Source organism: Paenibacillus sp. FSL R7-0302, assembly GCF_038006885.1.
Lineage (GTDB): Bacteria > Bacillota > Bacilli > Paenibacillales > Paenibacillaceae > Paenibacillus_AQ.
Window position 1 is genome coordinate 4,491,274 of the sequence record NZ_JBBOWB010000001.1, and the last position, 25,354, is coordinate 4,516,627.

The 25,354-nt window shown below is 53.0% G+C and carries 21 protein-coding genes; 4 read left to right on the forward strand and 17 right to left on the reverse strand.

From position 1 onward, the window contains the following. Window positions 1-31: 31 nt before the first annotated feature. Window positions 32-616, reverse strand: a complete 585-nt coding sequence (locus tag MKY96_RS19475; protein ID WP_340942516.1) for a TetR/AcrR family transcriptional regulator — start codon at window positions 614-616, stop codon at window positions 32-34. Between the two features lie 162 nt (window positions 617-778). Here MKY96_RS19475 and MKY96_RS19480 point away from each other — a divergent pair, with 162 nt between their 5' ends. Beyond that, the gene (locus tag MKY96_RS19480) at window positions 779-1,660 is read left to right on the forward strand and encodes a hypothetical protein (protein ID WP_340942518.1); all 882 of its coding nucleotides are present in this window, start codon (window positions 779-781) and stop codon (window positions 1,658-1,660) included. A gap of 234 nt (window positions 1,661-1,894) precedes the next feature. On the opposite strand, the gene MKY96_RS19485 is transcribed toward MKY96_RS19480, so the two are convergent. Beyond that, entirely contained in the window at window positions 1,895-3,790 is a 1,896-nt protein-coding gene (locus MKY96_RS19485) for a PrkA family serine protein kinase (RefSeq protein ID WP_340942520.1), read from the reverse strand. Between the two features lie 171 nt (window positions 3,791-3,961). On the opposite strand from MKY96_RS19485, the gene MKY96_RS19490 reads away from it, so the two are divergent. Then, entirely contained in the window at window positions 3,962-4,852 is an 891-nt protein-coding gene (locus tag MKY96_RS19490) for a DUF2161 family putative PD-(D/E)XK-type phosphodiesterase (RefSeq protein ID WP_340942521.1), read from the forward strand. Between the two features lie 292 nt (window positions 4,853-5,144). Here MKY96_RS19490 and MKY96_RS19495 read toward each other — a convergent pair whose 3' ends face one another. The 5 genes from MKY96_RS19495 to MKY96_RS19515 all read right to left on the reverse strand — a co-directional run bounded on the left by MKY96_RS19495 (window position 5,145) and on the right by MKY96_RS19515 (window position 12,047). Next, window positions 5,145-7,043 carry a beta-glucoside-specific PTS transporter subunit IIABC gene (locus MKY96_RS19495; protein WP_340942523.1) on the reverse strand — a complete coding sequence of 633 codons (1,899 nt, stop codon included), beginning with the start codon at window positions 7,041-7,043 and terminating at the stop codon, window positions 5,145-5,147. Window positions 7,044-7,281: 238 nt separating this feature from the next. Continuing rightward, window positions 7,282-8,133: a BglG family transcription antiterminator LicT gene (gene licT, locus MKY96_RS19500; protein WP_340942525.1), complete on the reverse strand. Its 852-nt coding sequence runs from the start codon at window positions 8,131-8,133 to the stop codon at window positions 7,282-7,284. 247 nt (window positions 8,134-8,380) lie between these two features. Continuing rightward, entirely contained in the window at window positions 8,381-9,838 is a 1,458-nt protein-coding gene (locus MKY96_RS19505; protein ID WP_340942527.1) for a glycoside hydrolase family 1 protein, read from the reverse strand. A 267-nt stretch (window positions 9,839-10,105) separates the two neighbouring features. Beyond that, on the reverse strand, window positions 10,106-11,323 hold the full coding sequence (locus tag MKY96_RS19510; protein WP_340942530.1) for an aminotransferase-like domain-containing protein: 1,218 nt from the start codon (window positions 11,321-11,323) through the stop codon (window positions 10,106-10,108). 67 nt (window positions 11,324-11,390) lie between these two features. Then, window positions 11,391-12,047: a response regulator transcription factor gene (locus MKY96_RS19515; protein ID WP_340942532.1), complete on the reverse strand. Its 657-nt coding sequence runs from the start codon at window positions 12,045-12,047 to the stop codon at window positions 11,391-11,393. A gap of 369 nt (window positions 12,048-12,416) precedes the next feature. Between MKY96_RS19515 and MKY96_RS19520 the strand changes: the two genes are divergently transcribed. Then, window positions 12,417-12,824 carry a hypothetical protein gene (locus MKY96_RS19520; protein WP_036722356.1) on the forward strand — a complete coding sequence of 136 codons (408 nt, stop codon included), beginning with the start codon at window positions 12,417-12,419 and terminating at the stop codon, window positions 12,822-12,824. Beyond that, window positions 12,821-13,888: a phosphodiester glycosidase family protein gene (locus MKY96_RS19525; protein WP_209872933.1), complete on the forward strand. Its 1,068-nt coding sequence runs from the start codon at window positions 12,821-12,823 to the stop codon at window positions 13,886-13,888. Before MKY96_RS19520 ends, MKY96_RS19525 begins: the two co-directional genes overlap by 4 nt. 386 nt (window positions 13,889-14,274) lie before the next feature. On the opposite strand, the gene MKY96_RS19530 is transcribed toward MKY96_RS19525, so the two are convergent. The 10 genes from MKY96_RS19530 to MKY96_RS19575 all read right to left on the reverse strand — a co-directional run bounded on the left by MKY96_RS19530 (window position 14,275) and on the right by MKY96_RS19575 (window position 25,306). Continuing rightward, window positions 14,275-14,529, reverse strand: coding sequence for an AbrB/MazE/SpoVT family DNA-binding domain-containing protein (locus MKY96_RS19530; protein WP_036697751.1), 255 nt, complete (start codon window positions 14,527-14,529; stop codon window positions 14,275-14,277). A gap of 153 nt (window positions 14,530-14,682) precedes the next feature. Further along, window positions 14,683-15,147 carry a tRNA (uridine(34)/cytosine(34)/5-carboxymethylaminomethyluridine(34)-2'-O)-methyltransferase TrmL gene (gene trmL / locus MKY96_RS19535; protein ID WP_036697752.1) on the reverse strand — a complete coding sequence of 155 codons (465 nt, stop codon included), beginning with the start codon at window positions 15,145-15,147 and terminating at the stop codon, window positions 14,683-14,685. A gap of 252 nt (window positions 15,148-15,399) precedes the next feature. Then, a complete protein-coding gene (gene serC, locus MKY96_RS19540) occupies window positions 15,400-16,491 on the reverse strand; it encodes a 3-phosphoserine/phosphohydroxythreonine transaminase (protein ID WP_036722639.1) in 1,092 nt (363 codons plus the stop codon). 106 nt (window positions 16,492-16,597) lie between these two features. Then, entirely contained in the window at window positions 16,598-17,482 is an 885-nt protein-coding gene (locus MKY96_RS19545; RefSeq protein ID WP_340942534.1) for a hypothetical protein, read from the reverse strand. Between the two features lie 145 nt (window positions 17,483-17,627). After that, window positions 17,628-20,357 (reverse strand): GH36-type glycosyl hydrolase domain-containing protein, encoded by a 2,730-nt coding sequence (locus MKY96_RS19550; RefSeq protein ID WP_340942537.1) that lies wholly within the window; start codon window positions 20,355-20,357, stop codon window positions 17,628-17,630. Window positions 20,358-20,984: 627 nt separating this feature from the next. Beyond that, on the reverse strand, window positions 20,985-21,179 hold the full coding sequence (locus MKY96_RS19555) for a hypothetical protein (RefSeq protein WP_340942539.1): 195 nt from the start codon (window positions 21,177-21,179) through the stop codon (window positions 20,985-20,987). 141 nt (window positions 21,180-21,320) lie between these two features. Beyond that, complete coding sequence (gene glnA, locus MKY96_RS19560; RefSeq protein ID WP_340942542.1) at window positions 21,321-22,745, reverse strand: type I glutamate--ammonia ligase; 1,425 nt, start codon at window positions 22,743-22,745, stop codon at window positions 21,321-21,323. Next, window positions 22,735-22,938, reverse strand: coding sequence for a hypothetical protein (locus MKY96_RS19565; RefSeq protein ID WP_340942544.1), 204 nt, complete (start codon window positions 22,936-22,938; stop codon window positions 22,735-22,737). Before MKY96_RS19565 ends, glnA begins: the two co-directional genes overlap by 11 nt. A 100-nt stretch (window positions 22,939-23,038) precedes the next feature. Next, window positions 23,039-24,085, reverse strand: coding sequence for a 3-deoxy-7-phosphoheptulonate synthase (gene aroF / locus MKY96_RS19570; protein WP_340942547.1), 1,047 nt, complete (start codon window positions 24,083-24,085; stop codon window positions 23,039-23,041). Window positions 24,086-24,349: 264 nt separating this feature from the next. Then, window positions 24,350-25,306 carry a 4-hydroxy-3-methylbut-2-enyl diphosphate reductase gene (locus MKY96_RS19575; protein WP_340944648.1) on the reverse strand — a complete coding sequence of 319 codons (957 nt, stop codon included), beginning with the start codon at window positions 25,304-25,306 and terminating at the stop codon, window positions 24,350-24,352. Window positions 25,307-25,354: the final 48 nt, after the last annotated feature.

Here is a 25,354-nt window from a genome sequence, read left to right on the forward strand (position 1 = left end):
CATGCGGCACCGTTCCAGTCTTGCTATATTATCAGCGCTGCGTATCCGTCAAGCCTTTCATGATGAATTCCACTATATAATCCAGAAGCTGCGGAAAATGGCTTGCCCCGATCTCTTCCTTGTGAATGTCGATATACGGAATAGAGTTGAACAAAGCGAGAATCATCCCGTCCGCAAGATCCGTTCTGATTTTCCCCTTGGACTTCCAGAGCCGGATTAGCTCCAGCATGCCGCTGTTCATCATCTCATGAATCCCCTCTATCCCGCCATGGGCATAGAATTCCTTCTCCAGCTTGCTGAAGAGTGCTTTATTGTACCATTCCTTCAGGATAGGGTGCTCATTCATCCCCCTGTAATTAAGCTCCATCATCTGCTTAAGCACCTTGGCTGGCTCATCATCCACATCGACCTTAGCCATCATGCTCCGCTTCAGCTCCTCATTCTCCCGCAGGTAGATCTCTATGAACAGCTTCTCTTTGGAGGCGTAATAATTATAGAACGTGCCTACGGCATATCCGCACAGCTTGGTGATGTCGGACACATTAGTGTCCTTGAAGCCCTTGGAGCTGAACAGCTCGGTACCGCATCTGAAAATCTCTGCCTTCTTATCTTCCATCTATAAGCCCTCCATGCCTGAGTGAATCGTTTTCAATTCATTCACACAATGTAGCACAGCCATGCAGCCATTACAATGTACTTTTATATTGGTCTGATACGAATCACTTCCCATTTCGACGAATAGGCTATTGTAATGAAATCAAGAATGGAGGGTTCCCGCATGAATTACAGGAACGAAGATTCAAGCAGTTCAGCCCATTCGTCAGGCTATCGGCATCTGCCGCAGCCCTATCCTTATTCGCATTACCACTACCTGGTACATTCAGAGACCGCTGAGGAGACCGCTCAGAGAATTGCTCAGAAGTCTGCAGCTGCCGGGAATACTCAGGCTGTCAGGGCTTCCGAACCCCCGGCCGCTCCAAGTAAGCTTGAGAATGACCCTGCGGAGGACCAAATGGACGGCTGGCAGCAGCTTCAGAGTGCCAGCAAGCCGCAAAAGGTGGTGGAAAGCGGACATCCGGCTGCCGCGAACAAGGCGGTGGACGGCCATCCCGGACCAAGTCAGACTGAAGGAAATGGAATTCATATCGATACGGGAGGCGAAATCGGGGGCAAACACGGCATTGGCTTACACGCCGGCGGGAATCTGGCCTACAGCGGCGCTGATCTTCAGGCAGGCGGCCATATTGGCAGCCCCTCCTATGGCATTGAAGCGCAAGGTGATTCCCATTTAGGTAACGGGCAGGGCCTCGGAGTGAGCGCCGGAGCCCAAGCCTTCGGCAAATACGGCGTCGCCGCGCAGGGCAAGGCCCAGCTCGGCGGCGGGCAGGGAGCCGATGTTCACATGGGGGCGCAGGCCGGCGGTGACCACGGGCTAGATGCAGATGCGGGTGCTCATCTGGGTCTCAGTCAAGGCGCCGGTTTTGACTCCCATGTTCAGCTAGGCGGCAACAAGGGGGTCGGGGCTGAGGCCAAGGCCCAGTTCGGCGGCGGCGAAGGCGCAGGCATCGGCGTGGGCGGGCAGCTCGGCAAATATAAAGGCCAATTCAGCTTCAAGATTGGCGGTAAGGAGCAGGAGCCTAAGGACTCCCAGGAGGATTAGGAGAATTAGCGTTCTTCAGGATGATAAAGAATCCCCTGACACTGCCGGTTATCCAGTCCGCACGGATTCGCGAATCAGGCACTTCGCTAGACTAAAGGGAATATCCCTCAGCCATCACCATGGCCTGGGATATTCCCTTTTGGCTGAGCGTACAAGTCTTAATTAACTCCGGGACAGACAAGAGGACTGCCTGATGGCAGTCCCCGGTCCCCAGTATCCGTGAAGCCGCCTCCGTCAGCGGTTCAGCAGGCTTCCGACATATTTCAGCAGCTCATTGGCACAGATCGGGCAGTAGTTATGCTCGTCGATCAGGCGGCGGCTGACCTCGTTGATCCGTTTTAGCTGGCTTTCATCCGGTGTCTTGGAGGAAGTGGTGATTTTGACGATATCCTTGAGATCCGTGAACAGCTTCTTCTCGATGGCTTCCCGCAGCCGGTCGTGATTGTTGTACTCGAACTTCTTGCCCTTGCGGGAGTAGGAGGAAATACGGATCAGGATCTCCTCGCGGAAGGCCTTCTTCGCATTCTCCGAGATGCCGATCTGCTCTTCAATGGAGCGCATCAGCCGCTCATCCGGTTCCATCTCCTCATCGGTGAGCGGGTCGCGGATTTTGGACCAGTTGCAGAAGGCTTCGATATTGTCGAGATAATTCTCGAACAACGTTTTGGCGGATTCTTCAAAAGAGTAAACGAAGGCCTTCTGCACTTCACTTTTGGCAAGAATATCGTATTCCTTGCGGGCAATGGAAATAAAGTTCAGATAACGCTCACGCTCCTCCTTCGTAATCGAGGGATGCTGATCCAGACCGTCCTTGATTGCCCGCAGCACATCCAGCGCGTTCATGCACTGCAGATCGCCTTTGATCAGGGCGCTGGAGATGCGGTTAATGACATAACGCGGGTCGATGCCGGACATGCCTTCATCTAAGTATTCGGTCTGCATCTCCTTCAGATCCGCTTCCTTGTAGCCCTCGACCTCTTCGCCGTCGTACATGCGCAGCTTCTTGATCAGATCCATCCCCTGCTTCTTGCTCTCCTTGAGCCGGGTCAGGATCGAGAAGATCGCCGCCGCGCGCAGCGCGTGAGGGGCAATATGAACATGCTTCATATCGCTCTGGCCGATCAGCTTGGCGTAGATCTTTTCCTCTTCAGAGACGCGCAGATTATAGGGAACCGGCATGACGATCATGCGGGACTGGAGCGCTTCGTTCTTTTTATTGGAGATGAAGGATTTATATTCGGTCTCATTCGTGTGGGCAATAATCATCTCATCCGCCGAAATTAACGCAAACCGTCCGGCCTTGAAGTTGCCCTCCTGAGTCAGCGACAGCAGATTCCACAGGAACTTCTCGTCACATTTCAGCATTTCCTGGAATTCCATAATCCCGCGGTTGGCCTTGTTCAGCTCCCCGTCGAAGCGGTAGGCCCGCGGATCGGATTCCGAGCCGAATTCGGTAATGGTGGAGAAGTCGATGCTGCCGGTCAGATCCGCGATATCCTGCGACTTCGGATCGGAAGGGCTGAATGTACCAATCCCTACCCGCTCCTCTTCGGACAACAGCACCCGGGTAACCGCCACACGTTCAATATCCCCTTGGTAGTCATTCTTCAGCCGCATCTGGCAGGACGGGCAGAGATTGCCTTCAATCCGTACATCCAGCTCGCGTTCGATCTCAGGCCGCAGCTCCAGCGGAATCAGATGCAGCGGGTCCTCATGCATCGGGCAGCCCTCAATGGCATACACCGCACCCGCATCCGTGCGAGAATATTGCTCCAGGCCGCGCTTCAGCAGCGTGACCAGGGTGGACTTTCCTCCACTGACCGGTCCCATCAGCAGCAGAATCCGTTTACGTACATCCAGCCTCCGGGCTGCGGAATGGAAGTATTCCTCCACCAGCTTTTCCACCGCACGATCCAGTCCAAAGATCTCCTGTTCAAAAAACTTATACCGTTTACGTCCGTTAATGTCCTCGACGCCGTGTGACTTGATCATGTCGTATACGCGGGAATGAGCCGTTTTGGCGGGAGAAGGGTCTACTTTAAGCAGTTCTATATAGTCCTTGAAAGTGCCGCTCCACGCCAAACGGTTGTTCTCAGCCCGATGCGTTGCTATACGCTCAAAAATATCCATGGCTCGCTGCCTCCTCTTGCGCTCCTACTTGCTCCACCAAGCTTAGAAAGTGTATTACATACCTATGCGGCGAGCCCGGAATAGTTGACCTCTTTTTTGCTGTGCTATAATAGAGAATCATGATTTCTATAGAATAATTACGCTGCAATTCAGGGCAGGAGTGAATACAGAATGGCGATCAAGCAGGAGACGGAGCTGTATGCTCCTTTGAAGAGTTTTTTTGAGCGGCAAGGCTATGACATCAAGGGTGAGGTGCGGACCTGTGATCTGGTGGGCATCCGGGAGGACGAGGCGCAGCCGCTCATTGTGGAGATGAAAAAATCGTTCAATCTCGCCCTGCTGCTGCAGGGGATTGAACGGCTGCGGCTCAGCCCTAACGTCTACCTCGCGGTTGAACGCGTCAGGGAGAAGAAGGGCGCGGTCAACCAGCGCTGGGGCGAGCTCACCGGACTGTGCCGCCGGCTCGGCCTGGGGCTGATCACCGTCGTCTTCTACAAGACGAAGGCCCCGCTCGTCGAGGTGCTCGCGGAGCCGGGCGACGCGCCGCCGCAGGCCCGCAGCGCCGTCCGCCGCCGCGAGCGGCTGCTCTACGAGTTCCGCGAACGCAGCGGAGACTACAACACCGGCGGCAGCACGCGCGTTAAGCTCGTGACGGCCTACCGCGAGAAGGCGCTGCGCGTGGCACTCGCGCTGCAGGCCCTGGAGGCCGAAGCCGCCGGAGCGGCCGGCCTCGGCGGAGGGCGCGCGGCGCTAAGCGGCGCGCCGGGCACTGCCCTGGCCGCCGGGGAGACGGCGGCCGCGGGTACGGCAGCAGCGGCGGGGGACGCTGCTGCGGGTGCGGGCCCGGCGGCTGCGCACAGCCGGGCGGAGAGCGCGCGCGGCGTCACGCCCGCCGCGCTGCGGAAGCGCAGCGGCGTGCCCGGCGCCGCTGCGATCCTGCAGAAGAACTACTATGCGTGGTTCTTCCGGGTGCAGCGCGGCCGCTACACGCTCACGGCCGCCGGACAAGCGGCGCTGATCGAGTATGCGGCGATCGCGGAGATCAGCGCGGGCAAGCTGTAGGCCCGCGCGCCTTACATAGGCATTCACGCAACCATGAGGCGTTCACGCTCGACTGCCCAACCATTGTACACAGTTTTCCACACCCATCCGGCCTACTTCCCTTCCCTTCCGGCAACTATACAAGCCAAAAAGGAGTTGTCCGCACGCAGACCTGCTGCGAGCGACAACTCCTTTGTACCTTCTCTATCCACTTACCTGATCTATACTCTAGAACATCCTACTGTTCTATACCTTGCTCTTCGCTCATTCACTCCAAGCCCCCAGCCCTTCGCTTATTTGCTCATGGCTCGCCCTAAGCAAGCACCGTATACAGCAGCTCCTTCTCCTTAACCGAGGTGGCGCCAGCAGACTGGATGGACTGGTACTGCTGGATGTTCGTAATAATAACCGGCGTAATCGTACTATAGCCCGCCTTCTCGATCTGGGCCAGATCGAATTCCATCAGGAGATCGCCGACAGCCACCCGGGTTCCGGCGGTTACCTTGGGCGAGAAATGCAGGCCCTTTAGCTTCACCGTGTCGATGCCGATATGGATCAGCATTTCCGCTCCGCTGTCGCTGACCAGACCAATGGCATGTCCGCTCTTCGAGAGCGAGAACACCGTTCCCTGAACCGGCGAGACTACGCGGCCTTCGGACGGCTGAATCGCATACCCCTTACCCATGATCTCCTCCGAGAAGGCCGGGTCGCTCACTTCGCTGAGCGGCTTCACCGCTCCGGCAATCGGACTGAATACCTCTTGATTCACCATCGTAGACTCAGCAGCAGCGCCCATTACAGTAGTGTTAGCGGCAGATACTACAGGCTCGGCAGGAGTCACCGCAGGCGCAGCAGCAGCTTCCGGCTCATCCTCGAAACCGAGAATATAAGTGACAATCGCAGCAACTGCCGCCCCGATGGCGAAGCCGATGACCGAATAGACAAAGGTCGCACCGAGAACCATCGGAATGCCGGAGAGTCCGGCGAGTCCGCCGATGACATACGCTTTTACCTTGAACAAGCTGAGGAACGCACCACCGGCGGCTCCGCCGATCAGGGCAGAGATGAACGGTTTCTTAAGACGCATATTTACACCGTACATAGCCGGTTCTGTAATTCCCATGAAGGCCGTGATACTTGTGGACAGGGAGAGGGACTTCAGCTTGCTGTTCTTCGTTCTCAGCGAGACACCAAGCGCACTGCCCGCCTGGGCGAAGTTCGCTACCATCATAATCGGAATCATATAGTCATAGCCAAGCTGTGCAATGGATGCGATCATGATTGGAATCAGGGCATAGTGCATCCCGGTAATGATCAGCAGCGACATGGTTCCGCCCAGCAGCAGGCCTGCGAACAATCCCGTATTCTCGAACAGCCAGCTGATCCCTCCAGTCAGGCCATCCCCGATAATTACTCCCAGCGGGCCTACGGCAATCAGGGTAAGCGGCACAATGACCAGCAGCGTAACCGTCGGAACGATAATCAGCTTCAGGGAAGCATGGGTTACTTTATCAACGGCTTTTTCCACATAGGAGGCCAGCCATACGGCAATCACAATCGGAATGACGGACGAAGCGTAGGTTGCAGCTACCACCGGCAGTGAAGCGAAGGTAACAGGCTCTCCGGACCCCAGCAGTGTGGTGACAGTCGGATGCAGAATGGCCGCCCCTATCGCAGCAGCGATGTACATATTGCTTCCCAGCTTACGGGCAGCGCTGATGGCCAGAACAATCGGCAGGAAGTAGAAGGCGCCGTCCCCGATTGCCGATAGTATGATATACGTGGAGTTCTCCGTTCCCATCCAGCCTACTGCGACAAGCAGGGCGACAATCCCCTTGATCATCCCCGCACCGGTAATGGCCGGCAGGATCGGTGTGAAGATGCCCGAGATGAAGTCAAACAGCTTGCTCAGCGGATTCTGCTTCTTTTTCTCCACCTTGTCAGCGGAAGCCTTCTTCTCAGGAGAAACGGACATATTGCCAATCAGCTCATTGTAGACCACCGGGACATCATTGCCGATAATGACCTGGAATTGCCCGCCGTTAATCATCACGCCCATTACCCCGTCCGTCTTCTGCAGGGCCGCTTTGTCCGCACGGTTGTTGTCATTCAGGTTGAAGCGCAGACGGGTCATACAGTGGGTTACCTGATCGATATTGTCTTCTCCGCCAACAAGCTTCAATATTTCTTTGGACAGCTCTTTTGTATTCATAAGATGTTGCTCCTTAGATGTAGTATGTTTTCCGCACAAGCAGAAACGGCTTCGCCGTCCTTTTAAAGGACGGTACCGTTTCAGCGAGAAATAGAAGGATAATTTATAGCGTGAAACATATAAATTTTTATATTTAAAAAAACCTAAACGCCGATCAGCGGGGAAAGGCAGTCTTCTGCCTCCAGCACTGTCCGGGTTTAGGTTTTGCCTCTGTATCGAGTAGCAATCCTGCACCACATTATTCTGTTATATCCCCACTACGGATAATCCGTTCAATATGAATGGTCAGATACAATATTTCTTCCTTGGACAAGACCCGTTTGTATATCTTGCGGGAATAGTCCGCTATCTTCACCGCAACCGCATGGGCAGCCGGGTACTGCTTCATGACCAGATCATGCAGCGCATGATCCTGGTCCCGCTCCTCCATCGGAGTGCCCTGAACCACCCGCTGCGCAAAGAACTTCAGATGGGTCAGGAAGCGGTAATACCCGAGTGATTCTTCATCCAGCTCAATCAGGAAGCTCCGCCGGACAATATTCAAGATGTCCTTCACGATATTCGTGATACTTACCGTCTCCCGCATCTCACCGTTCATCTGCGCATTAACCAGATGCATCGCGATGAAAGCGCACTCGTCCTCCGGCAGCAGAACCCCAAGCCGTTCCTCGATAATTTGCAGCGCCTTGAGTCCAATGGAGAACTCCTTGCGGTACATCCGCTTGATTTCCCACAGCAGTGCATTCTTGATTTGAAGCCCCTGACGGTGGCGGTCGATGGCGAAATGGATATGGTCCGTCAGTGAGATATAGATGCTGTCATGCAGCTTCTCCCCGAGCACCGTCTCGGCATAACGGATCACTTCATCGGTGCATTCCACATATTCCAGCGGGATCTCCGAGAGAAGCGACATCAGCTTCTGTGAACCTTCTTTATTCTCCAGGGCGAATACCTTCTCGACCTGAGCATCCTCAACAGCATCCCCTGCCTGCTTCTTGAAGGCGATACCACGGCCCATTACGACCCGTTCCTTCCCGCTGGCATCGAGTACGGTGACCACATTGTTGTTGAGCACCTTAGCAATTTTCATTCCATCACCTTACACCGTCAGAGTAATATAATCTCCCGCAGGCGCGGGGATACAACATTATTGTGTTAAAAAAGGCAAAACCAAAACGGCATCAAAAGAGTGCCCGTTTCTGGTTTTGCCTGAATGAACAGTAACAATCCAGTTATTCTACCTGTAGCAGCATCTTAGCATATCATTGTAAATATGACAACACTTTTATGAAAACGTTTTATTAAGGCCTGTGCTTCTTAAGCTTGCCCCATTTCACCTACAATATTTCACCGTTCGACGAAATCACCTGCTTGTACCACTCAAACGAATCCTTCTTGCTGCGGTTCAGCGTGCCGCTTCCCGTGTCGTCCAGGTCTACGTAGATGAAGCCGTAGCGCTTGGACATTTCCGAGGTCGACATGCTCACCAGGTCAATCGGGCCCCAGGCCGTATAGCCCATCAGCTCCACGCCGTCCTTAACCGCTTCCTTCATCTCCTTGATGTGTTCCCGCAAATAATCAATCCGGTAATGGTCATGGATCGATCCGTCTTCCTCCACCTTGTCATAGGCACCCAGCCCGTTCTCTACGATGAACAACGGCTTCTGGTAACGGTCGTACAGGTTGTTCAGGGTAATGCGCAGACCCACAGGATCAATCTGCCAGCCCCAATCAGAGGCTTTCAGATACGGGTTCTTGATACCGCCCAGCAGATTTCCTTCAGTCGCCTCACCCTCCGGACCTGCGGACACCGTAAGCGTCATATAATAGCTGAACGAGATGAAATCTACTGTATTCGCAGCAAGCAGCTCATCATCCCCCGGCTCACGGATAATCTCAATCTGGTTCTCGGCAAAATAACGGTTCATATAACGCGGGTACTTACCGCGCGCATGCACATCCGTGAAGAACAGATTCAGCTGGTCCTCCTGCTGTCTCTTACGCACATCCGCCGGATTGCAGGTATTCGCGTAGCTCTCCATACGGGCCAGCATACAGCCGATCTGCGAGCCTGGAATAATCTCATGTCCCAGTCTGGTGACCAAGGCGCTTGCTACAAACTGATGGTGCAGCCCCTGAAAGACCGCTTGCAGCTTGTTCTCCACGCGGTCTGTAAGAATACCGCCTCCGGTATACGGGCTAAACAGCATGACATTGATCTCGTTGAAGGTCAGCCAGTACTTCACTTTTTTCCGGTAACGTGTAAATACAGTCTCAGCATACTTCACATAGAAGCCAATCACTTCACGGCTGGCCCAGCCGTTATACTTCTGTGTAAGACCGAGCGGAGTCTCATAGTGCGAGAGAGTAACCAGCGGCTCAATGCCGTATTTCAACAGTTCATCAAATACATCGTCGTAGAATTGCAGCCCCTGCTCGTTAGGCTCGGCATCATCGCCGTTCGGGAAAATCCGTGCCCAGTTAATCGACAGCCGGAACACCTTGAAGCCCATTTCGGCGAATAGAGCAATGTCCTCCTTGTAGCGGTGATAGAAGTCAACGCCTTCGCGTTTCGGGAACCAGTCATCCGTCTCTCCGGCAAGAATCCGGGCGATACGCTCCGAAGAGATCTCCATGGAATGATCCCCTGTGCGCTTATCCTTGGGCACGAAGGCGATCATATCTGCCGTAGACAGCCCTTTGCCCCCCTGATCAAAAGCGCCCTCCAGCTGATTGGCAGCGGTTGCGCCGCCCCATAAGAAATGCTCAGGAAATCCGTTAAGTACTGTAGCCATAGTCCTTACCCCTTTTCATTATGATCTTTCTGCATGGCCTATATAACAGAAAAACCTAAACCTATGGCAAGATCATCGAGCCCGGTGAACGGGTTCAAATCAGTCACCATCAGTTTAGGTTTTGCCTGGCACGGCCAGTAACAATCCAGTAAACGATATGTTTATGGAAGATTTAATTGACTCCAGCCTAACATAGCATCCGGTAAAATTCAAATGAAAATCCGCTCATTTTCCGTGAAGCTCATATTTGCGCCCGTTCCTTCTCGCCTAGCTGCGCGCCGTGAACTCGGTCACCGCTTCACTCATCAGGTTCATTCCCAGCAGCAGCTCATCACGGCCGGGATGGCTGAAGTTGAGCCGGATGCGGTCCGAGCCTCCGCTTACACTGCAGAGCGGACCAGGCAGGAAGGCTACCCCCTTGGATAGCGAAGCACGCAGCAGAGCCATAGCGTCCAGTCCTTCGGGCAGCGATACCCAGAGGAACATGCCGCCGGCCGGCATATCATACACACTGTTCTTCCAGGCCGGACGCTTCAGCAGCTCCGCCATCAGCTTCAGGCGGGTATTGTATTCGCGGTTCAGCAGAGCGATATGCTCCCGCAGATCAAAGGCCGACACACTGAGCAGATGATGCAGCAGCCGCTGGTTCAGCGAACTGGACTGCCAGTCCGCCATCTGCTTGGCGGCAGCCATCATGCCGATCAGCTCGCGGCTTCCCGCCGCCCAGCCCGTCCGCAGCGCCGGTGCGACCGTCTTGCTGAAGGAGCCGATGTACAGCACATGCCCGCCTTCGCTGACATTCTCCAGTGCGTATAGCGTTGGGTATCTCTTGGAGGGATGGCCTTCACTCCGCTGGAAATGCAGATCGCCATAGGAATCATCCTCCACGATCAGCACATTATGTGAGATGCACAGCTCCAGAATCTCTTGCCGCCGGGCAAGGCTCCAGAGCACTCCGCTGGGATTGGTGAAGCTTGGCGCAGCGAACAGCATCTTGGGCCTATAGCTGCGGATCGTTCGGCGCAAATGATCCGGCAGCAGGCCGTCCCCATCCCCCTGGACCGGAATAATGACGGCTCCCTGCATCCGCAGCGCCTGCAGAATACCGGGAGATGTCGGATTCTCAACCAGCACATGATCCCCGGGATCGATATACACCCTGGACAGCAGATCGATGGCCTGCTGACTGCCTGTTGTCAGCAGCACTCCGCCTTCGGCTACCGCCACTCCTTTACTGCGGAGCCAATCTCCGGTCAGCCATTCGCGGAGCGGGCCATACCCCTCAGGCTCCCCGTATTGCAGCGCACTTGCATCTGTGGAGATCACGGTAGATGCCGCCTCAGACAGCAGTGACAGCGGAAATAATTCTTCTGCCGGGAGCTCCTCCGCCAGCGAGATCAGCGTACCCCGGCGCGTCTCCTTACGGATGCTCAGCAGCGGTGAAGATAACAATGTATGTGCGCGCGAAGAAAACTCATACTTCATACGCTTCCCCCCTTTATCTGGTTTAAGAATATTCCAGTCCTGACGCCATTATGTCGTAATACAGGGATTATGCGTAGATTTGCTTGTTCTGTCTTGAGAAAAGCGCGAACTTCTCAATCGCCTGCGCTCTTGTCGATACTTCCAGCTTCACATAAATCTTGCGCAGGTAGTTATCGATCGAACGGCGGCTGACTTCAATTTCAAGTGCGATTTTGTCGTATGTAATTCCTTGCACAATGCGTTCCATGATGAACATCTCAGTCTGCGTTAGCTGCAAAACACCTTCCAGCCCTCTGGAGGAGGCTACCGGACGGAAGCCCTTTTCGATCCATTCCAGCGGAATGGAGAGGAACCCTTCGCGGATACCGCGGATCATCTGCAGAAGCTGACCCGGAGTGGCTCCCTTCGACAATACCCCGCTCGCTCCGAGTTCAATCAGGGGCAGGAATATTTCCTTATCGTTCTCCTCTGTCATGATAATAATGTGAGAACACGGTGAGCTTTTTTTCATATCCGGCAGCACCTGCTCTACGGTTCCACCTTGCATCTGATAATCACTCAGCACCAGATCAGGCCTTAATTCCTCCATGCCCGCGAGACATTCTTCCCAGGTAGCGAACATGCCGTCTACCGTCAGTCCCTCCTCATCTTCCAGAATTAATTTTGTTCCCAGCATACTTGTGGGATGACATCCCACGATGACCACCTGCCAGACCTTCGTCATTAATGCCCAGACCTCCTGCTATCTATATAATTTTCCAGAATGGAAAGCGCTGTAAGCGTTTCCCGTCAACACGCAAGCAAGGATCTATGCTGTCATAAGTCTATTCTTCCTACTTTTACCTTGAATACGTCCATCAGATATTCCAATCTATAGAAATTGTATCGCAGTAGTTTAACAGGATGCAATTACTTTTTGTCGTTTCTGCGCGGCTCTTTCACTTTTGCGAAAAACCTGAAAGTCTGATAGAATGAGGACTTGAAAAATAACCCCACAAAGTGAGGCTTTGGCTTCAATGTTTACTCAGATACTTTGCGGGGACCCCGAAACATGTAAATTCTTATCTTGAAAAATATGGCTTGAGGTGATGAAATGCAACCGCTAGCGGAATCGACCCGGGTACACTCTCGCCGGAGTGCAGAGAGAAGCGGCTCGTCCGTCAAATGGTTTCTACTGTTCTGGATTCTGATGATCACAGCCGGCGTATATGCCGTGTACAGCTACACCAATCATCTAAAGGATCAGGTGCTGAGCGAGCTTGGATCTCAAAGCCAGCAGCAGCTTACCGTTTTGAAGACCGACTACGAGTCGAAGATCGCCGTCCTGTCAGAACAAGTGAAGGAGCTTCAGAGCACCGTGCAGACATTCAACGAGCTGCTGACCTTCACCAAGGATAATGCCAGTAATAAGACGGACAACAGCAACAAGCTGTACACGCAATTAAGCGAGGTCAAGAAACAGCTTGATACGCTCAAGAAAGAGATGGATCTGCTGAAATGATGACTCCTGTCAAAAGAGTGAACCGGTTCTTCATGCTCCTGACCGCTCCATTGTTCGGACTGCTGCTCTGTCTGTGGCTGTACCAGCCTCCGCTTGAGCTTAAGCTGAATACTGCCCCCTTCGCAGCTGACCCCGGACCCGTGAATGAAACCGCGCAATTGAAGCAGGACCTGGCTGTAGCCAAGAGCTATGCCGCTTACACCATAGACTCTATCGGTACCAGCGCACAGCTCTACAAGCAGACCACGAATGCTATGAACACACTGGTCAGCACAGCAACGGCCCAGACCTCCCGTCCTGAGCGGATCTACAACCGCCGGATTAGTTCCCGGCTCGGCATTCCTGCCGATGTGATCAGCAGCGACCGGATTACCATTGAATTATACCGGCTGAACCCCGGCAATTATACAGCATACGCAATGAAGATTAAGCTGAAGGACACCTCAGCCATGAAGATGAGCCTGGCCGGTGACGGCACGGGCGCTTCCGAGACCACACTGCAGGCCGTGAACCGCTACGGTGCCTCGGCCGGTATTAATGCCGGCGGCTTCGCTGATCAGAACGGCAAGCGTTATCCGCTCTCGACCACCATCGTCGGCGGAGAATATCTGTACGGCTTCGAGCCCAGCTACAAGGATCTCAGCTTCGTTGGCCTGAACAAATCCGGCCAGCTGATCGGCGGCAAATTCACCAGCCGTGACCAGCTCGATCAGCTGGAGCCGGTATTCGGAGCAACCTTCGTCCCTGTGCTGCTGAAGAATCAGAGCAAGACAGCCATTCCGCTGAAATGGCAGCTGGCCCCGAAGCGGGCACCGCGGACCATCATCGGTAACTACAAGGATAATCAGCTGCTGATTCTGGTCGCTGACGGATATAACGAGAACGGTAACTCGGGAGCTACACTGGCTGAGCTGCAGGATAAGCTGTACAATCTCGGCGTCATCGATGCTTATAACCTGGATGGCGGCGGCTCATCGTCCATGATTTTCCGCGGCAAGGTCATTAACAAGCCTTCCGACGGCAATTTGCGCCGCGTCCCAACCAATTTCTTGTTCTTCAAGTAATTCCGAGTATAACCGTCAATGCTAAATATCACATTTTCATTTATTTTTACAGATTAAAAGGGTATACTCAGGGTAACGAAGATCGTCAATAATGGAGGTGCCTGCATGTCGTTCTCCCTGACTTTTTGGATCGTGACCCTGGTATTTGTACTGTTTCTGGCTGGTATTCTTACTTCTTCCTACAACGACGACAAGACTAAGGGGCTGTGACACGCCCTCCGCGAACAATCTGATGGACGTATACCACAAAAAGGAGCACCGCACTGATGTGTGCGGCGCTCTTTTTGTGTTCTTCACTATTCACTGAAGCCGAGTCCAACCAGCATCCATGTTATAAGACGCGCTTACGCGTTTTACCCTATGTAGATAATTGATGCGCTCTACGCTTACGCGTGTTTTGGCAGTTGGGTCATCTCGGTAAGGCAGCTTGAACAAATGTAACGGTCTTTATACTCGCTTACGCCTTCCATCGATCCGCAGAAGACACACTTCGGACGGTAACGCTCCAGAATAATGTGGTCACCCTGAACAAGAATTTCTACAGGATCCCCTTCATTCATTTGATACCTTTTACGCAGAGACTTAGGCAGAACGATTCTACCCAGCTGATCTACTTTACGTACAACGCCAGCAGGTTTCATATCTAACTTACACTCTCCTGTTCAACTTATGATTAGTAGTGCCATTTCTGACATCCAAGTTCACGTACCCTATTACTTTCTTCGGCACTAATCAACTATTTCGTTACTAAAATGTCGAATCCTGCTGAAAAAAATAAAAAATGATGTCAACTTTTAGAAAAGTTGTGGGAAATCGAGCTGCCGGAGCGCTTCATAGACCACAATCGCTGCCGAATTGGACAAATTAAGCGATCTGACCGCCTCGCTCATCGGCATCCGCATCGCCGTTTCCTGACCAGCCTCCAGGATCTCTGCCGGCAACCCCTTGGTTTCTTTCCCGAACACGAAGAAGTCTCCATCCCGGAAGGCGAAATCGCTATAGCGCTTCTTGGCCTTGGTAGTCGCGTAGAAGAACCGCCCTTCCTGATACTTCTCCAATACTTCACTGAAGGAATTATGATATTCAATATTCACTGCATGCCAATAATCGAGTCCGGCACGCTTCAGTGTAGCATCGTCTGTGCGGAAGCCCAGCGGGTGTACGAGATGGAGATGGGTTCCTGTGGCCGCACAGGTACGGGCGATATTGCCGGTATTCGCCGGTATTTCCGGTTCCACCAGCACAATGTGTAATGCCATAAGTCGGATGCTTCCTCTCTGTAGGGTCTTAAGGAGTGCGGCGGCGTAAGTATCCGCAGTGCCTTCCATGGCCCTGTGATGTATTCTTGATGCTGCTTGCAGTTACAGGCCGGGCTCAGATGATCCTGGCTATGGGCAAAATAACCCCACAAAGTGGGGCTTTAGCGTAGGGTGATGACTCAGGTACTTTGCGGGGACCCCAAAACATATAAACCTTCCGCTGCCAGGCGGAAGGTCAGGAACGTTCTTAGATTACCCTTGAGTTTGCCGGAAATGCTTCATGAAATCAGCCAGTGCCTTCACGCTCTCATGCGGAACGGCGTTGTAGATCGAAGCCCGTAAGCCGCCTACGCTGCGGTGTCCCTTGAGGCCGACAAAGCCTTCGGCTTCGGAAGCTTTGATGAACTGCTTCTCCAGCTCCTCCGATTGCATCCGGAACGTTACATTCATGATGGAACGGCTGCCTTCTTCCGCAACTCCGCGGTAGAAGCCGTCGCTGCCGTCGATATAATCATACAGGAGACCTGCTTTGTCACGGTTCTTGGCTTCAGTGCCGGCAAGCCCGCCCTGTTCCTCAATCCATTTTAACACTTCGTTAACCATATATACAGAGAAGGATGGCGGCGTATTGTAGAGAGAGTTGTTCTTGTAATGAGTATCATACCGCAGAATCGTCGGAATATTCGCCGGAGAACTTGCGATCAGCTCTTCCTTGGCAATCACTACGGTAACGCCCGACGGTCCGAGATTCTTCTGTGCACCGGCATAGATCAGGCCGAATTGGTTCACATCGAAGTCGCGGCTCAGAATATCACTGGACATATCGGCAACCAGCGGAATGTTACCGGCATCAGGATACTGTGCATACTGTGTGCCTTCAATCGTCTCATTCGAGGTGATATGCAGATAAGCCGCGTTGTCCGCAGCCTTGATGCTGCTAAGCTCGGGAATAGCCAGGAATTTCTTGTCTGCGGAGGATGCGGCTACATGGCCGCCGCCTGTCAGCTTGGCTTCCTTCAGGGCTTTGTCCGCCCAGCTTCCTGTCATGACATAGCTGCCGACCTGGCCTTCAGCGATAAGGTTCATCGGAACCATGGCGAACTGTGTGCTTGCTCCGCCCTGGATGAACAATACCTTGTAGCCCTGCGGATTGCCGAGGAGCGAAAGCAGGCGTTCCTGAGCTTCATTATGCACGGATTCGTATATCGCCCCACGGTGCGACATCTCCATAATGGACATTCCGCTCTCCCGGAATTCAACGAACTCCGCCTGTGCACGTTCCAATACTGCCAGCGGCAATGCTGCCGGACCGGCATTAAAATTGTATGCTCTCTTGCTCAAAATAACTCCCACCCTTTCTCTCCTATGAATATGGATATCGCTATGATAGCAGATAACGATAAACACCAGCAAGTATAATTATTCACATATGAGGTAAGCTGGACCGCAATCAGAAGGCTGAAAACAGGTAACTGCGGCTCCACCCCTTGCTGTGACGCGGTAAAATAGTGATGTCAGCAAAAACTTCAGGTGAAATCACATGCTTGTCTCCCCACAGCGCAATCCGCTCAGCAGCGAAATCTCCGCTCTCTCTGATGCAGGCTCCAGTAGGCTTATGGATCAGCTCCCAGTAATAGTCCGCCTCCGCCTGCTCCCAGCCTTCGAGTCTGCAATAGAATTGGCGGTCCGTTTCCCCGGCCCATGTCAGGCTATTCCCGTCTATGCTGAGCAAATTCTCCGTATACGCCGATTCCGGGGCCACGATCTGCGGCGTTCCCGGCAGCTTAAGCTCATAATCCGTCCCTACGAGCGCCCCATCAATGCCGACAAAATTATGAATATACTCTTCAATCCGCAGCGCTTCGGTCCCTGTATTCTCTATCATGTAGGAAATATCCAGCCGGTTATTTTCAAGCTTCAATGTCTTGACCAGCCGCATGCTGTAGCCCCGGCATTCCAGCGGCTGCACAGTGTATGTAACCGAGTCTTCGCTCCACTCTTCTGTGATCGGGAATCGCTTAAGCGGATACTCCCCGACGAATGAATAAGGCTCATCACTTTGCTTCTGCAGCAGCCCGATGCCGGGCTTGGGGAACCATTCCCCAGTAGCAGCATCTTCATAGCCAATTGCCCGGGAAATGCCAAACTCATTGCAGAGGCCTATCCCTCCCGTACCCTGCCCAGGCACCAGACTTTCCGGAACGCAAAAGGTATGTCCTCCCTGCTCCAGCTTCACTCCTGTAATAAATCCCGTCCAGTCAAAACGGGTGCCTCCGTATGCCCCTACATCAGCAATCTCTACGGTCAGTACTCCGTTGGATAATATACGTGTCATTGATCTCTTTCCTTTCTGTCCTGGTTGGACGCAGCACATCCTATCATAGCATTTCCTGGGCCATTCTATACCGGATATTTGGATATTAAAATGCCTGCTCCGCGCGGACCGGCAGAGCAGGCGATAGAATTCAGCAGCTCCGGCTTTAGACCAGTTCTACCTCCAGCAGATGAATTTCTCCTTCTGGCAGGTCTGTCAACAGACTGCGCGGGATCACAGCACCCTCTGAGACGCGCTGAAGCGTTACCTCAGCTCCGTTCAAGCGGGCTGCGTGTATTTGATACTCTCCGTATTCCGTGCTTCCAGAGGCCATATAGACGACTTTCAGCTCACGTCCGGCAAAGATAGTCTTGATTGAGGCGCTCTTATCGCCGTCAAACTGTTCATTCACCAGCTTCGGCTGCAGCAGCAGGTCGCCGAGCTTGCCTTTGACGCCAAATACTTCAGTTACCATCGTCAGGAGCAGCCAGCTTGCCGAGCCTGTCAGATACGTGTACATTCCTCTGCCCTGCTCGTTGATATATTCCGGAATTCCGGGATACATCCGGCTCACCTCGAAGTTCGCACTCAGGCGATACAGTGAATCTAGCACTTTGCGGCCTTCTTTGACGTATCCGCGCTTATACAGCGCATTGCCGTACATAACGGTCATGTGGCTGAACATGGCCCCGTTCTCCTTGTGTCCGAAGGCGAAGCCGAACGCCCGGCCCAGATTCTGCTGAATGCCGCCGAAGTTGCTGTTCAGACGGTAGCCGATCTTCTCATCGTACAGATTGCGCTCTACCGCAGAGATGATCGCAGGAATCTGCTCTGAAGCAGCCGCGTGTCCCAGGAGCGGGAAGACCTGTCCGGTAAGCGTCATCCGTGTACTCTCAGCCCATTCCCCTTCTACGCGCTCACCGTCATTATTATAATAGCCGTTGAACCAGCCGTCGCCGTGTCCGCTCTCTACCCATTCATTGCGGCGCAGGTGATCGAATATCCATTCCGCCTTACGGGCAAGATCTGCTGCAACCTCTTCAAGCTTCAGAACGGCTCTTACCCCGCTCACCTTATTCGGTGCGGCAGCATAGAAGCGGCTGAGGAGCTCATGCTTGGCCGTAACCGATTCATAATCGACAGCTTGGCCGAGCGAGTCAAGCAGCAGCACCATCTCTTCTGCCAGCTCCAGTGTATCTCCGCCAGTCCGTTCCTTCAGGGTAATCAGCAGCTTGGACAGATCCAGCAGGTTGCTGGCATAGAAGGCTGTGAAGGTGACACTTTCGCCCCGCTGTGCTGCCATATCGAGGCCATCGTTCCAGTCCGCTCCTTCCAGCAGGATGTTGTTATGCTCACCCGCATTGAAGAAAGGAACCAGATTCTGCAGCAGAATATGCTCCAGAATAGTACCTGTATAGACTTCGCCCGCATTCGTCCGCAGACTGCTTCCTGCACCCGGCTCCCAGGAGGCATCGCGGTCCTTACAGCGGTTCATGAAGGTATCACGGAAGTAGGTCTGCTCCTGCAGCAGGAAGTCCAGATCCCCGCTCTGATCCAGGTATAGCATGGTGGTCAGGAACGGCCACGCTCCATGGTCCATCCAGACCCGGGGAATATTGTTGCGGTCGGCAATGAATTCGCCCGGCTGCTGCCCGATGATCGTCGCATTGCTGCCGTCAATTCGCACTCCCGCATAGTTGTTCAGCAGCAGGCTGCGCACATCCGCAGGCTCCATAATCAATAGAGCCAGGCAATCCTGCCAAAGATCGCGCCAGCCGCGTCCCCCTCTGCCATAATCGTGGTAAGGCAGGAACGAATTGCCGTATAGTCTGCGCAGCACTGGCTGCAGCGTGACCCATTTCATCCATTCGTCGGCGGCATGATCTCCAGTATGGAATTCTACCGTATTGACTTTATCCGCCCAGAAGCGTTTATTCTCATCAAGCAACGCGTCAAAAGCCGCAGCAGAGCCATATTTGGCCATCAGCGCCTGCACATCGATTCTATCATTGTCAATCGCCATGACTATGACATAAGAATGACTCTGACCCGGCTCCAAAGTGATTGCGGCGAACCGCAAACCACCCAGCGCCTCATATCCTTCGCAAGGTACTCCGCCATCTTCCCCAATCGGCGGCGCCAGATTATTCACGACCGCTTCCGGCCAGTCCAGACTTCCGCCCTCGCCGATGAATTCCTCCTGCACCGGGAATAATCCGGTTGGCAGCGCTCCGCCCTCACCAGCCCCGAAAACCCCGTACGAAGTATGATTCACCCGGTGGCCGCGTTCGTCGAAGGACAACGCAGGCTGCACCTCTACGCCATACGCCGAAGTATAGATCCGGTTCAGCAGCGAGGTGACATGCCGGTGATCGCGCAGATCATCCGCAGAACGCGCATACAACGGAATAGCCGCAGTAGATGTCAGCGTAAGCGCCTCCGTGCCGCTGTTCGTAAGTACCACCTTCATCAGCTCAACCTTGTCGTTGCCGCAGGGTACGAAGCTTGTGATCTCCGCCCTCAGCCCCAGCTCCTTACTCTCCCGCGCCACCCGATGCCACAGAAGTCCTGCCTCCAGCAAGGATTCATCTGCTGCTTCGCCATAGAACGCCGCATTCTGCCGTGCAGAATTACCCGCAGCTGACCAGGCGCCCTTGCCTTCAATGTACACCCAGAAATTGCGCGATGCGCGGGAATTATGCAGATCCTCCACGGAGATTGGCGGTGTCAGAAAGGTATTATGGCCCGAAGTGGCCTGACCATGCAGCTTAGGACTGACCGAGGACATCATGCCCCCTTCATTCACCAGCGGAAAATATAAAAAGCTGCTCCGGTCCGGCTGCTCCAGCCGAAAGTCCCCGTTATTTCCGGTGAAGCTCCATCCTGATCTTGACACCTTTGATTGCTCCTTCAATACATTCATCCTCCCTGTTCCCTAACAGTAGATATCTTCTTGTTTGCGATGACCACATAATTGCATAAATACATAATTGATTAATACATGATTGCATAACCACATAGTTGCATTAACTCATAATCGCAATACACATAATCGCAATGCCCTTGCCCGATACCGCTTTCCGAAATCGGTTTCGGTTTTATTATTACACCGTTAATTCCCTTTGTAAAGCGTTATTTGTTACTTATTAGCAGAGATTAATGTGCACAATTAATACTCCAAAACTCAGATCACCACATATTATTGTAACTTTATTACATTAATACTATTTTAGTAACGAAACTTAACGAAACCACAATATTAAGCTATTTGCGACAAATGAGAACAGGGCTCCACATTTGCCCAACTAGCACACCCAACTTCCCCGAATTCAGGTGCACTTGTGCTCCCAATTTAGCCCATTTGCCCCCTTTGGCCGGATTCAGGTGCACTAGTGCTCCCAATTTAGCTCATTTGCCCACTTTGGCCGAATTCAGGTGTACTAGTGCTCCTCATTTAGCTCATTTGCCCACTATTGCTGAATTCAGGTGCACTAGTGCTCTTCATCATTACTCTCCCTTTATTTTAATCAGCAGTAGCACCAACAGAGGGATTTATGCCTTTTATTTTAGCTTCCAGCCAACTTTTCGCTGAATCTGAGGGATTTATCCCTTTTATTTCACTCATTTGCCAACTTCCAGCTAATTCTGAGGGATTTATCCCCTTCATCTCACCTTCCAGCCAACTCCCCGCTAAATCAGAGGGATTTATCCCTTTCACCTTCCACCATTCACCTCGCCCTCCAGCACGATCAGCCGCCACCGAAGTTTGTTTACACGATAAATGCAAAAAGCCCCCGGAATCAAAAGATTCCAGGGGCCTCTCTATCCAGCTAGTTTTACACTAGCTTATCTTAAAAGCTTATACGTCGAAGTACAGGGAGTATTCATGCGGATGAACGCGGATGGCAACGGCTTGAGCTTCGGAACGCTTCAGGGCGATATAGTTATCGATGAAGTCTTTGGTGAATACGCCGCCCTCTGTCAGGAATTCGAAGTCAGCCTCCAGTGCATCCAGAGCTTCGTCCAGGGTACCCGGAACGCTGCGGATCTTCTCTTTGTCTGCATCAGACAATTCGTAGATGTTCTTGTCCAGCGGACCGTAGCCCATCTCTTCAGGGTTGATCTTCTTCTTGATTCCGTCCAGACCAGCCATCAGCATAGCGGAGAAGGCCAGGTATGGGTTAGCCGTGGAGTCCGGTGTACGGAATTCGATACGACAGCCCTTAGGTGTCACAGCAGCTACCGGGATACGGACTGCAGCGGAACGGTTACCCTTAGAATATACCAGGTTGACCGGTGCTTCATAGCCAGGAACCAGACGTTTGAATGAGTTGGTGCTTGGGTTCGTCAGCGCGATCAATGCAGGAGCATGATACAGGATACCGCCGATGTAGTGCAGCGCCATTTCACTCAGGTTGGCATATGCGCCTTTTTCGTAGAACAATGGGGCATCGCCGTTGAAAATCGATTGGTGAACGTGCATTCCGCTACCGTTATCGCCGAACAGCGGTTTTGGCATGAAGGTGGCTACCTTGCCGTATTGGCGTGCAGTGTTCTGCACAATGTATTTGTAAGTGAGGAGATTATCAGCTGTTTTCTTCAAGGTGTCGAAACGGAAGTTGATTTCCGCTTGGCCTGCTGTTGCTACTTCATGGTGATGACGCTCGATTTCGAGTCCGGCTTCACCAAGCAAACGGCACATTTCACTGCGGATATCCTGCTGGGAATCCACTGGAGCTACAGGCACGTATCCGCCCTTCACGCCAACCTTGAATGCCATGTTGCCGCCTTCTTCCTTGCGGCCTGTGTTCCATGCTGCTTCTTCGGAATCTACGTAGAAGGAGGAAGTATTCATTCCGCTCTCGTAACGGACATCGTCGAAGATGAAGAACTCGGATTCAGGTGCGAAGAATGCTGCTGTACCTACACCGCTGGATTGCAGGAATTCTTCAGCCTTCACTGCGATCCCGCGCGGGTCGCGCTCATAACGTTCGCCATCAGGTGTGAAAATGTCGCACATAATGTTCAGTGTCGGGTGAGCAGTGAACGGGTCAATGTAAGTGGTGCTTGGATCAGGCATCATTACCATATCCGACTCTTCAATCCCCCGGAAGCCTGTAATGGAAGAACCATCGAATGCTACTCCATTTACAAATGTTTCTTCTTCAACTGCGGATGCTGGCAAAGAGATATGGTGAGCACGTCCACCCAAATCTACAAACCGGAAATCCACCCACTCGATATTGTTTTCCTTGATCGTCTGCAATACTTTTTCAACCGACATGCTTAATTCCTCCCCAGATTCCGAACATTAGGCCGCTCATCGTATCAAATGTTCTTGTTTTTATTTTTTTGCTGTCGTCATTATAAATCGCATACCTAACATCGTCAATGCTTATGTCAGGTATTTCTTGCGACAATGTAAGATATTCTGACGCTTTGGTGAAAATACCAAATTCATCCGGATTCCATGTCACCTTTGTCCCCTATGCAACAAAAATGCAGCAAAAACAGCCCTCATCCCCCATACTGAAACGGGAGAAGAGAGCTGTTCAATAGTCATTTATACGTTGACACTCATACTACAGGCGCAGCCTCCAGAGACGGAGAGAACTTGCGGCCCACCAGCGGTGCCAGCTTCTCCAGATCCCGCAGCAGGCTGTCGAATTGCTCAGGGAACAGGGACTGAACGCCGTCACCAGTCATGGAGTTATCGGGGTCGGTATGCATCTCGATGATCAGACCGTTAGCGCCTGCAGCAACCGAGGCCTTGGCCATAGGGGCTACCAGTTCACGGCGTCCGGTACCGTGGCTCGGGTCAGAGATCACAGGCAGATGGCTGAGATTCTGCAGCACAGGAATGGCCGACAGATCCAGCGTGTTGCGCGTGTAAGTCTCGAAGGTACGGATGCCGCGCTCGCACAGCATGACATCCCGGTTGCCCCCGGCGAGAATGTATTCTGCCGCATTCAGCAGCTCATCATAGGTCGCACTGAACCCGCGCTTCAGCAGTACAGGACGGCCGCAGGTCCCCAGCTTGCGCAGCAGGTCAAAGTTCTGCATGTTGCGTGTACCTACCTGCAGAATATCCGCATGCTCGGCACAGATATCCACGTATTCCGGCGTCATGACCTCAGTAATAGTCAGCAGGCCGTGACGTTTGCCGGCTTCAGCCATCATTGTCAGCCCTTCCACGCCAACCCCTTGGAAGCTGTAAGGTCCGGTACGCGGCTTGAAGGCACCTCCGCGCAGTACCTGGCCGCCGGAAGCCTTAACCAGCCGGGCAATCTCATCGATCTGTTCGGGAGATTCCACGGCACACGGACCGCCCATAATGACCATATTCTCTCCGCCGATCTTTACTCCGCGGATATCGATAACCGTATCCTCCGGATGGAAGTCGCGGCTCGCCAGCTTATAGGATTTGGTAATCTTAACTACATTCTCCACGCCCTTCATCTGACGAAGATGCTCGGCAAGCTTCGGAGTGACGCCCCCGACCAGTCCGATTACGGTATGGTCAGCGCCTACAGAGAGATGGGCCTGCAAGCCTTCCTTCTCAATCACGGCAATAATCTCATTCACCTGTTCCTGAGGTGTTTGGTTGGATGTAATAACGATCATATTATAGCTCCCCTTTTGGACCCGTATTAGTGTTGTAAGATAGACCGGCACACTGCTAATCCTCTGATATACTATCTCGCTACGACGCGTGTACGCTTTTAAGCACTAAAGTGATTTTAACGCATATTCCCCTTTCCGTCAACCGTTATTCCCCCGTTTTATGTAAATTGTATCCAGTCCACACTACAAAAAAGCAGCACAGCCCTCTCAGGCCGCACTGCCGGGTAACCGCTATGAGTTCATCGTTATTATTATTCAGACCTGTCAGCTGGTGCTGGCCGTCTTATTCTTCACCGGAGGCAGAAGCTTCGCCATATTGACCGTGCGCTTGATCTCCCAGGTCTCCGGCTTCGCTTCGTCATACTGCTCCAGATAATTAATAACTTCCTTGGTGATCGGCGTCGGCGTAGAAGCGCCGGAAGTCACGCCTACCTTGGTAATTCCCTTCAGCCACTCCGTATTCAACTCGGAGACGTCAGCGATCCGGTAAGCCGTAACTCCCGCGATCTCCTCTGATACCTGCGCCAAGCGGTTGGAGTTATTGCTGCGCGGATCACCGACCACAATCACCAGCTCACACTGGCCCGCCTGCTCAGCCACAGCCTCCTGGCGGACCTGTGTCGCCATACAAATCTCATTATGGACCTCGGCTCCGGGGAAGGTCTCCAGCAGCTTGCGCATAATATGCTTGATATCCCACTGGCTCATAGTAGTCTGGTTCGTAATGACAATACGTGAAGGAGGAATTCTCAGGCCGGCAATGTCCTCCTCCTTCTCAATCAGATGGACATGCTCAGGAGCAATGCCCACCGCACCCTCCGGCTCGGGATGGCCTTTCTTGCCGATATAAATAATCTCACAGCCCTCTTCAACCTTCTCCTTGATGAGGTCATGCGTCTTCGTTACATCCGGACAGGTGGCATCCACCGTAGTCAGCCCTTTGGCCCGTGCCATCTTGCGTACCTCGGGAGATACGCCGTGCGCAGTGAAAATAACTGTGCCCTTGTCCACCTTATCTAGAATATCCAGACGGTTATGCCCGTCCAGCGTAATAATTCCGTCGTCCTCGAAGGAGTTCGTGACATGGCTGTTATGCACAATCATGCCCAGTATATAAATCGGCCGGGGCAGGTCAAGATTCTGCGCAGCCTGCCGTGCCATTACCATAGCATCGACGACGCCATAGCAATAACCCCGGGGAGAGATTTTGATGACTTCCATGAATTCACCGCTTTCTGCTGTCAATGACTGCTGTAATAGGAGCCACTC

What these genes read in the sequence shown, in the direction of transcription:
- MKY96_RS19475 (WP_340942516.1), bottom strand. Translation starts at nt 616, where the DNA reads ATGGAAGATAAGAAGGCAGAGATTTTCAGATGCGGTACCGAGCTGTTC.
- MKY96_RS19480 (WP_340942518.1), top strand. Translation starts at nt 779, where the DNA reads ATGAATTACAGGAACGAAGATTCAAGCAGTTCAGCCCATTCGTCAGGC.
- MKY96_RS19485 (WP_340942520.1), bottom strand. Translation starts at nt 3,790, where the DNA reads ATGGATATTTTTGAGCGTATAGCAACGCATCGGGCTGAGAACAACCGT.
- MKY96_RS19490 (WP_340942521.1), top strand. Translation starts at nt 3,962, where the DNA reads ATGGCGATCAAGCAGGAGACGGAGCTGTATGCTCCTTTGAAGAGTTTT.
- MKY96_RS19495 (WP_340942523.1), bottom strand. Translation starts at nt 7,043, where the DNA reads ATGAATACAAAAGAGCTGTCCAAAGAAATATTGAAGCTTGTTGGCGGA.
- licT (WP_340942525.1), bottom strand. Translation starts at nt 8,133, where the DNA reads ATGAAAATTGCTAAGGTGCTCAACAACAATGTGGTCACCGTACTCGAT.
- MKY96_RS19505 (WP_340942527.1), bottom strand. Translation starts at nt 9,838, where the DNA reads ATGGCTACAGTACTTAACGGATTTCCTGAGCATTTCTTATGGGGCGGC.
- MKY96_RS19510 (WP_340942530.1), bottom strand. Translation starts at nt 11,323, where the DNA reads ATGAAGTATGAGTTTTCTTCGCGCGCACATACATTGTTATCTTCACCG.
- MKY96_RS19515 (WP_340942532.1), bottom strand. Translation starts at nt 12,047, where the DNA reads ATGACGAAGGTCTGGCAGGTGGTCATCGTGGGATGTCATCCCACAAGT.
- MKY96_RS19520 (WP_036722356.1), top strand. Translation starts at nt 12,417, where the DNA reads ATGCAACCGCTAGCGGAATCGACCCGGGTACACTCTCGCCGGAGTGCA.
- MKY96_RS19525 (WP_209872933.1), top strand. Translation starts at nt 12,821, where the DNA reads ATGATGACTCCTGTCAAAAGAGTGAACCGGTTCTTCATGCTCCTGACC.
- MKY96_RS19530 (WP_036697751.1), bottom strand. Translation starts at nt 14,529, where the DNA reads ATGAAACCTGCTGGCGTTGTACGTAAAGTAGATCAGCTGGGTAGAATC.
- trmL (WP_036697752.1), bottom strand. Translation starts at nt 15,147, where the DNA reads ATGGCATTACACATTGTGCTGGTGGAACCGGAAATACCGGCGAATACC.
- MKY96_RS19545 (WP_340942534.1), bottom strand. Translation starts at nt 17,482, where the DNA reads ATGACACGTATATTATCCAACGGAGTACTGACCGTAGAGATTGCTGAT.
- glnA (WP_340942542.1), bottom strand. Translation starts at nt 22,745, where the DNA reads ATGTCGGTTGAAAAAGTATTGCAGACGATCAAGGAAAACAATATCGAG.
- aroF (WP_340942547.1), bottom strand. Translation starts at nt 24,085, where the DNA reads ATGATCGTTATTACATCCAACCAAACACCTCAGGAACAGGTGAATGAG.
- MKY96_RS19575 (WP_340944648.1), bottom strand. Translation starts at nt 25,306, where the DNA reads ATGGAAGTCATCAAAATCTCTCCCCGGGGTTATTGCTATGGCGTCGTC.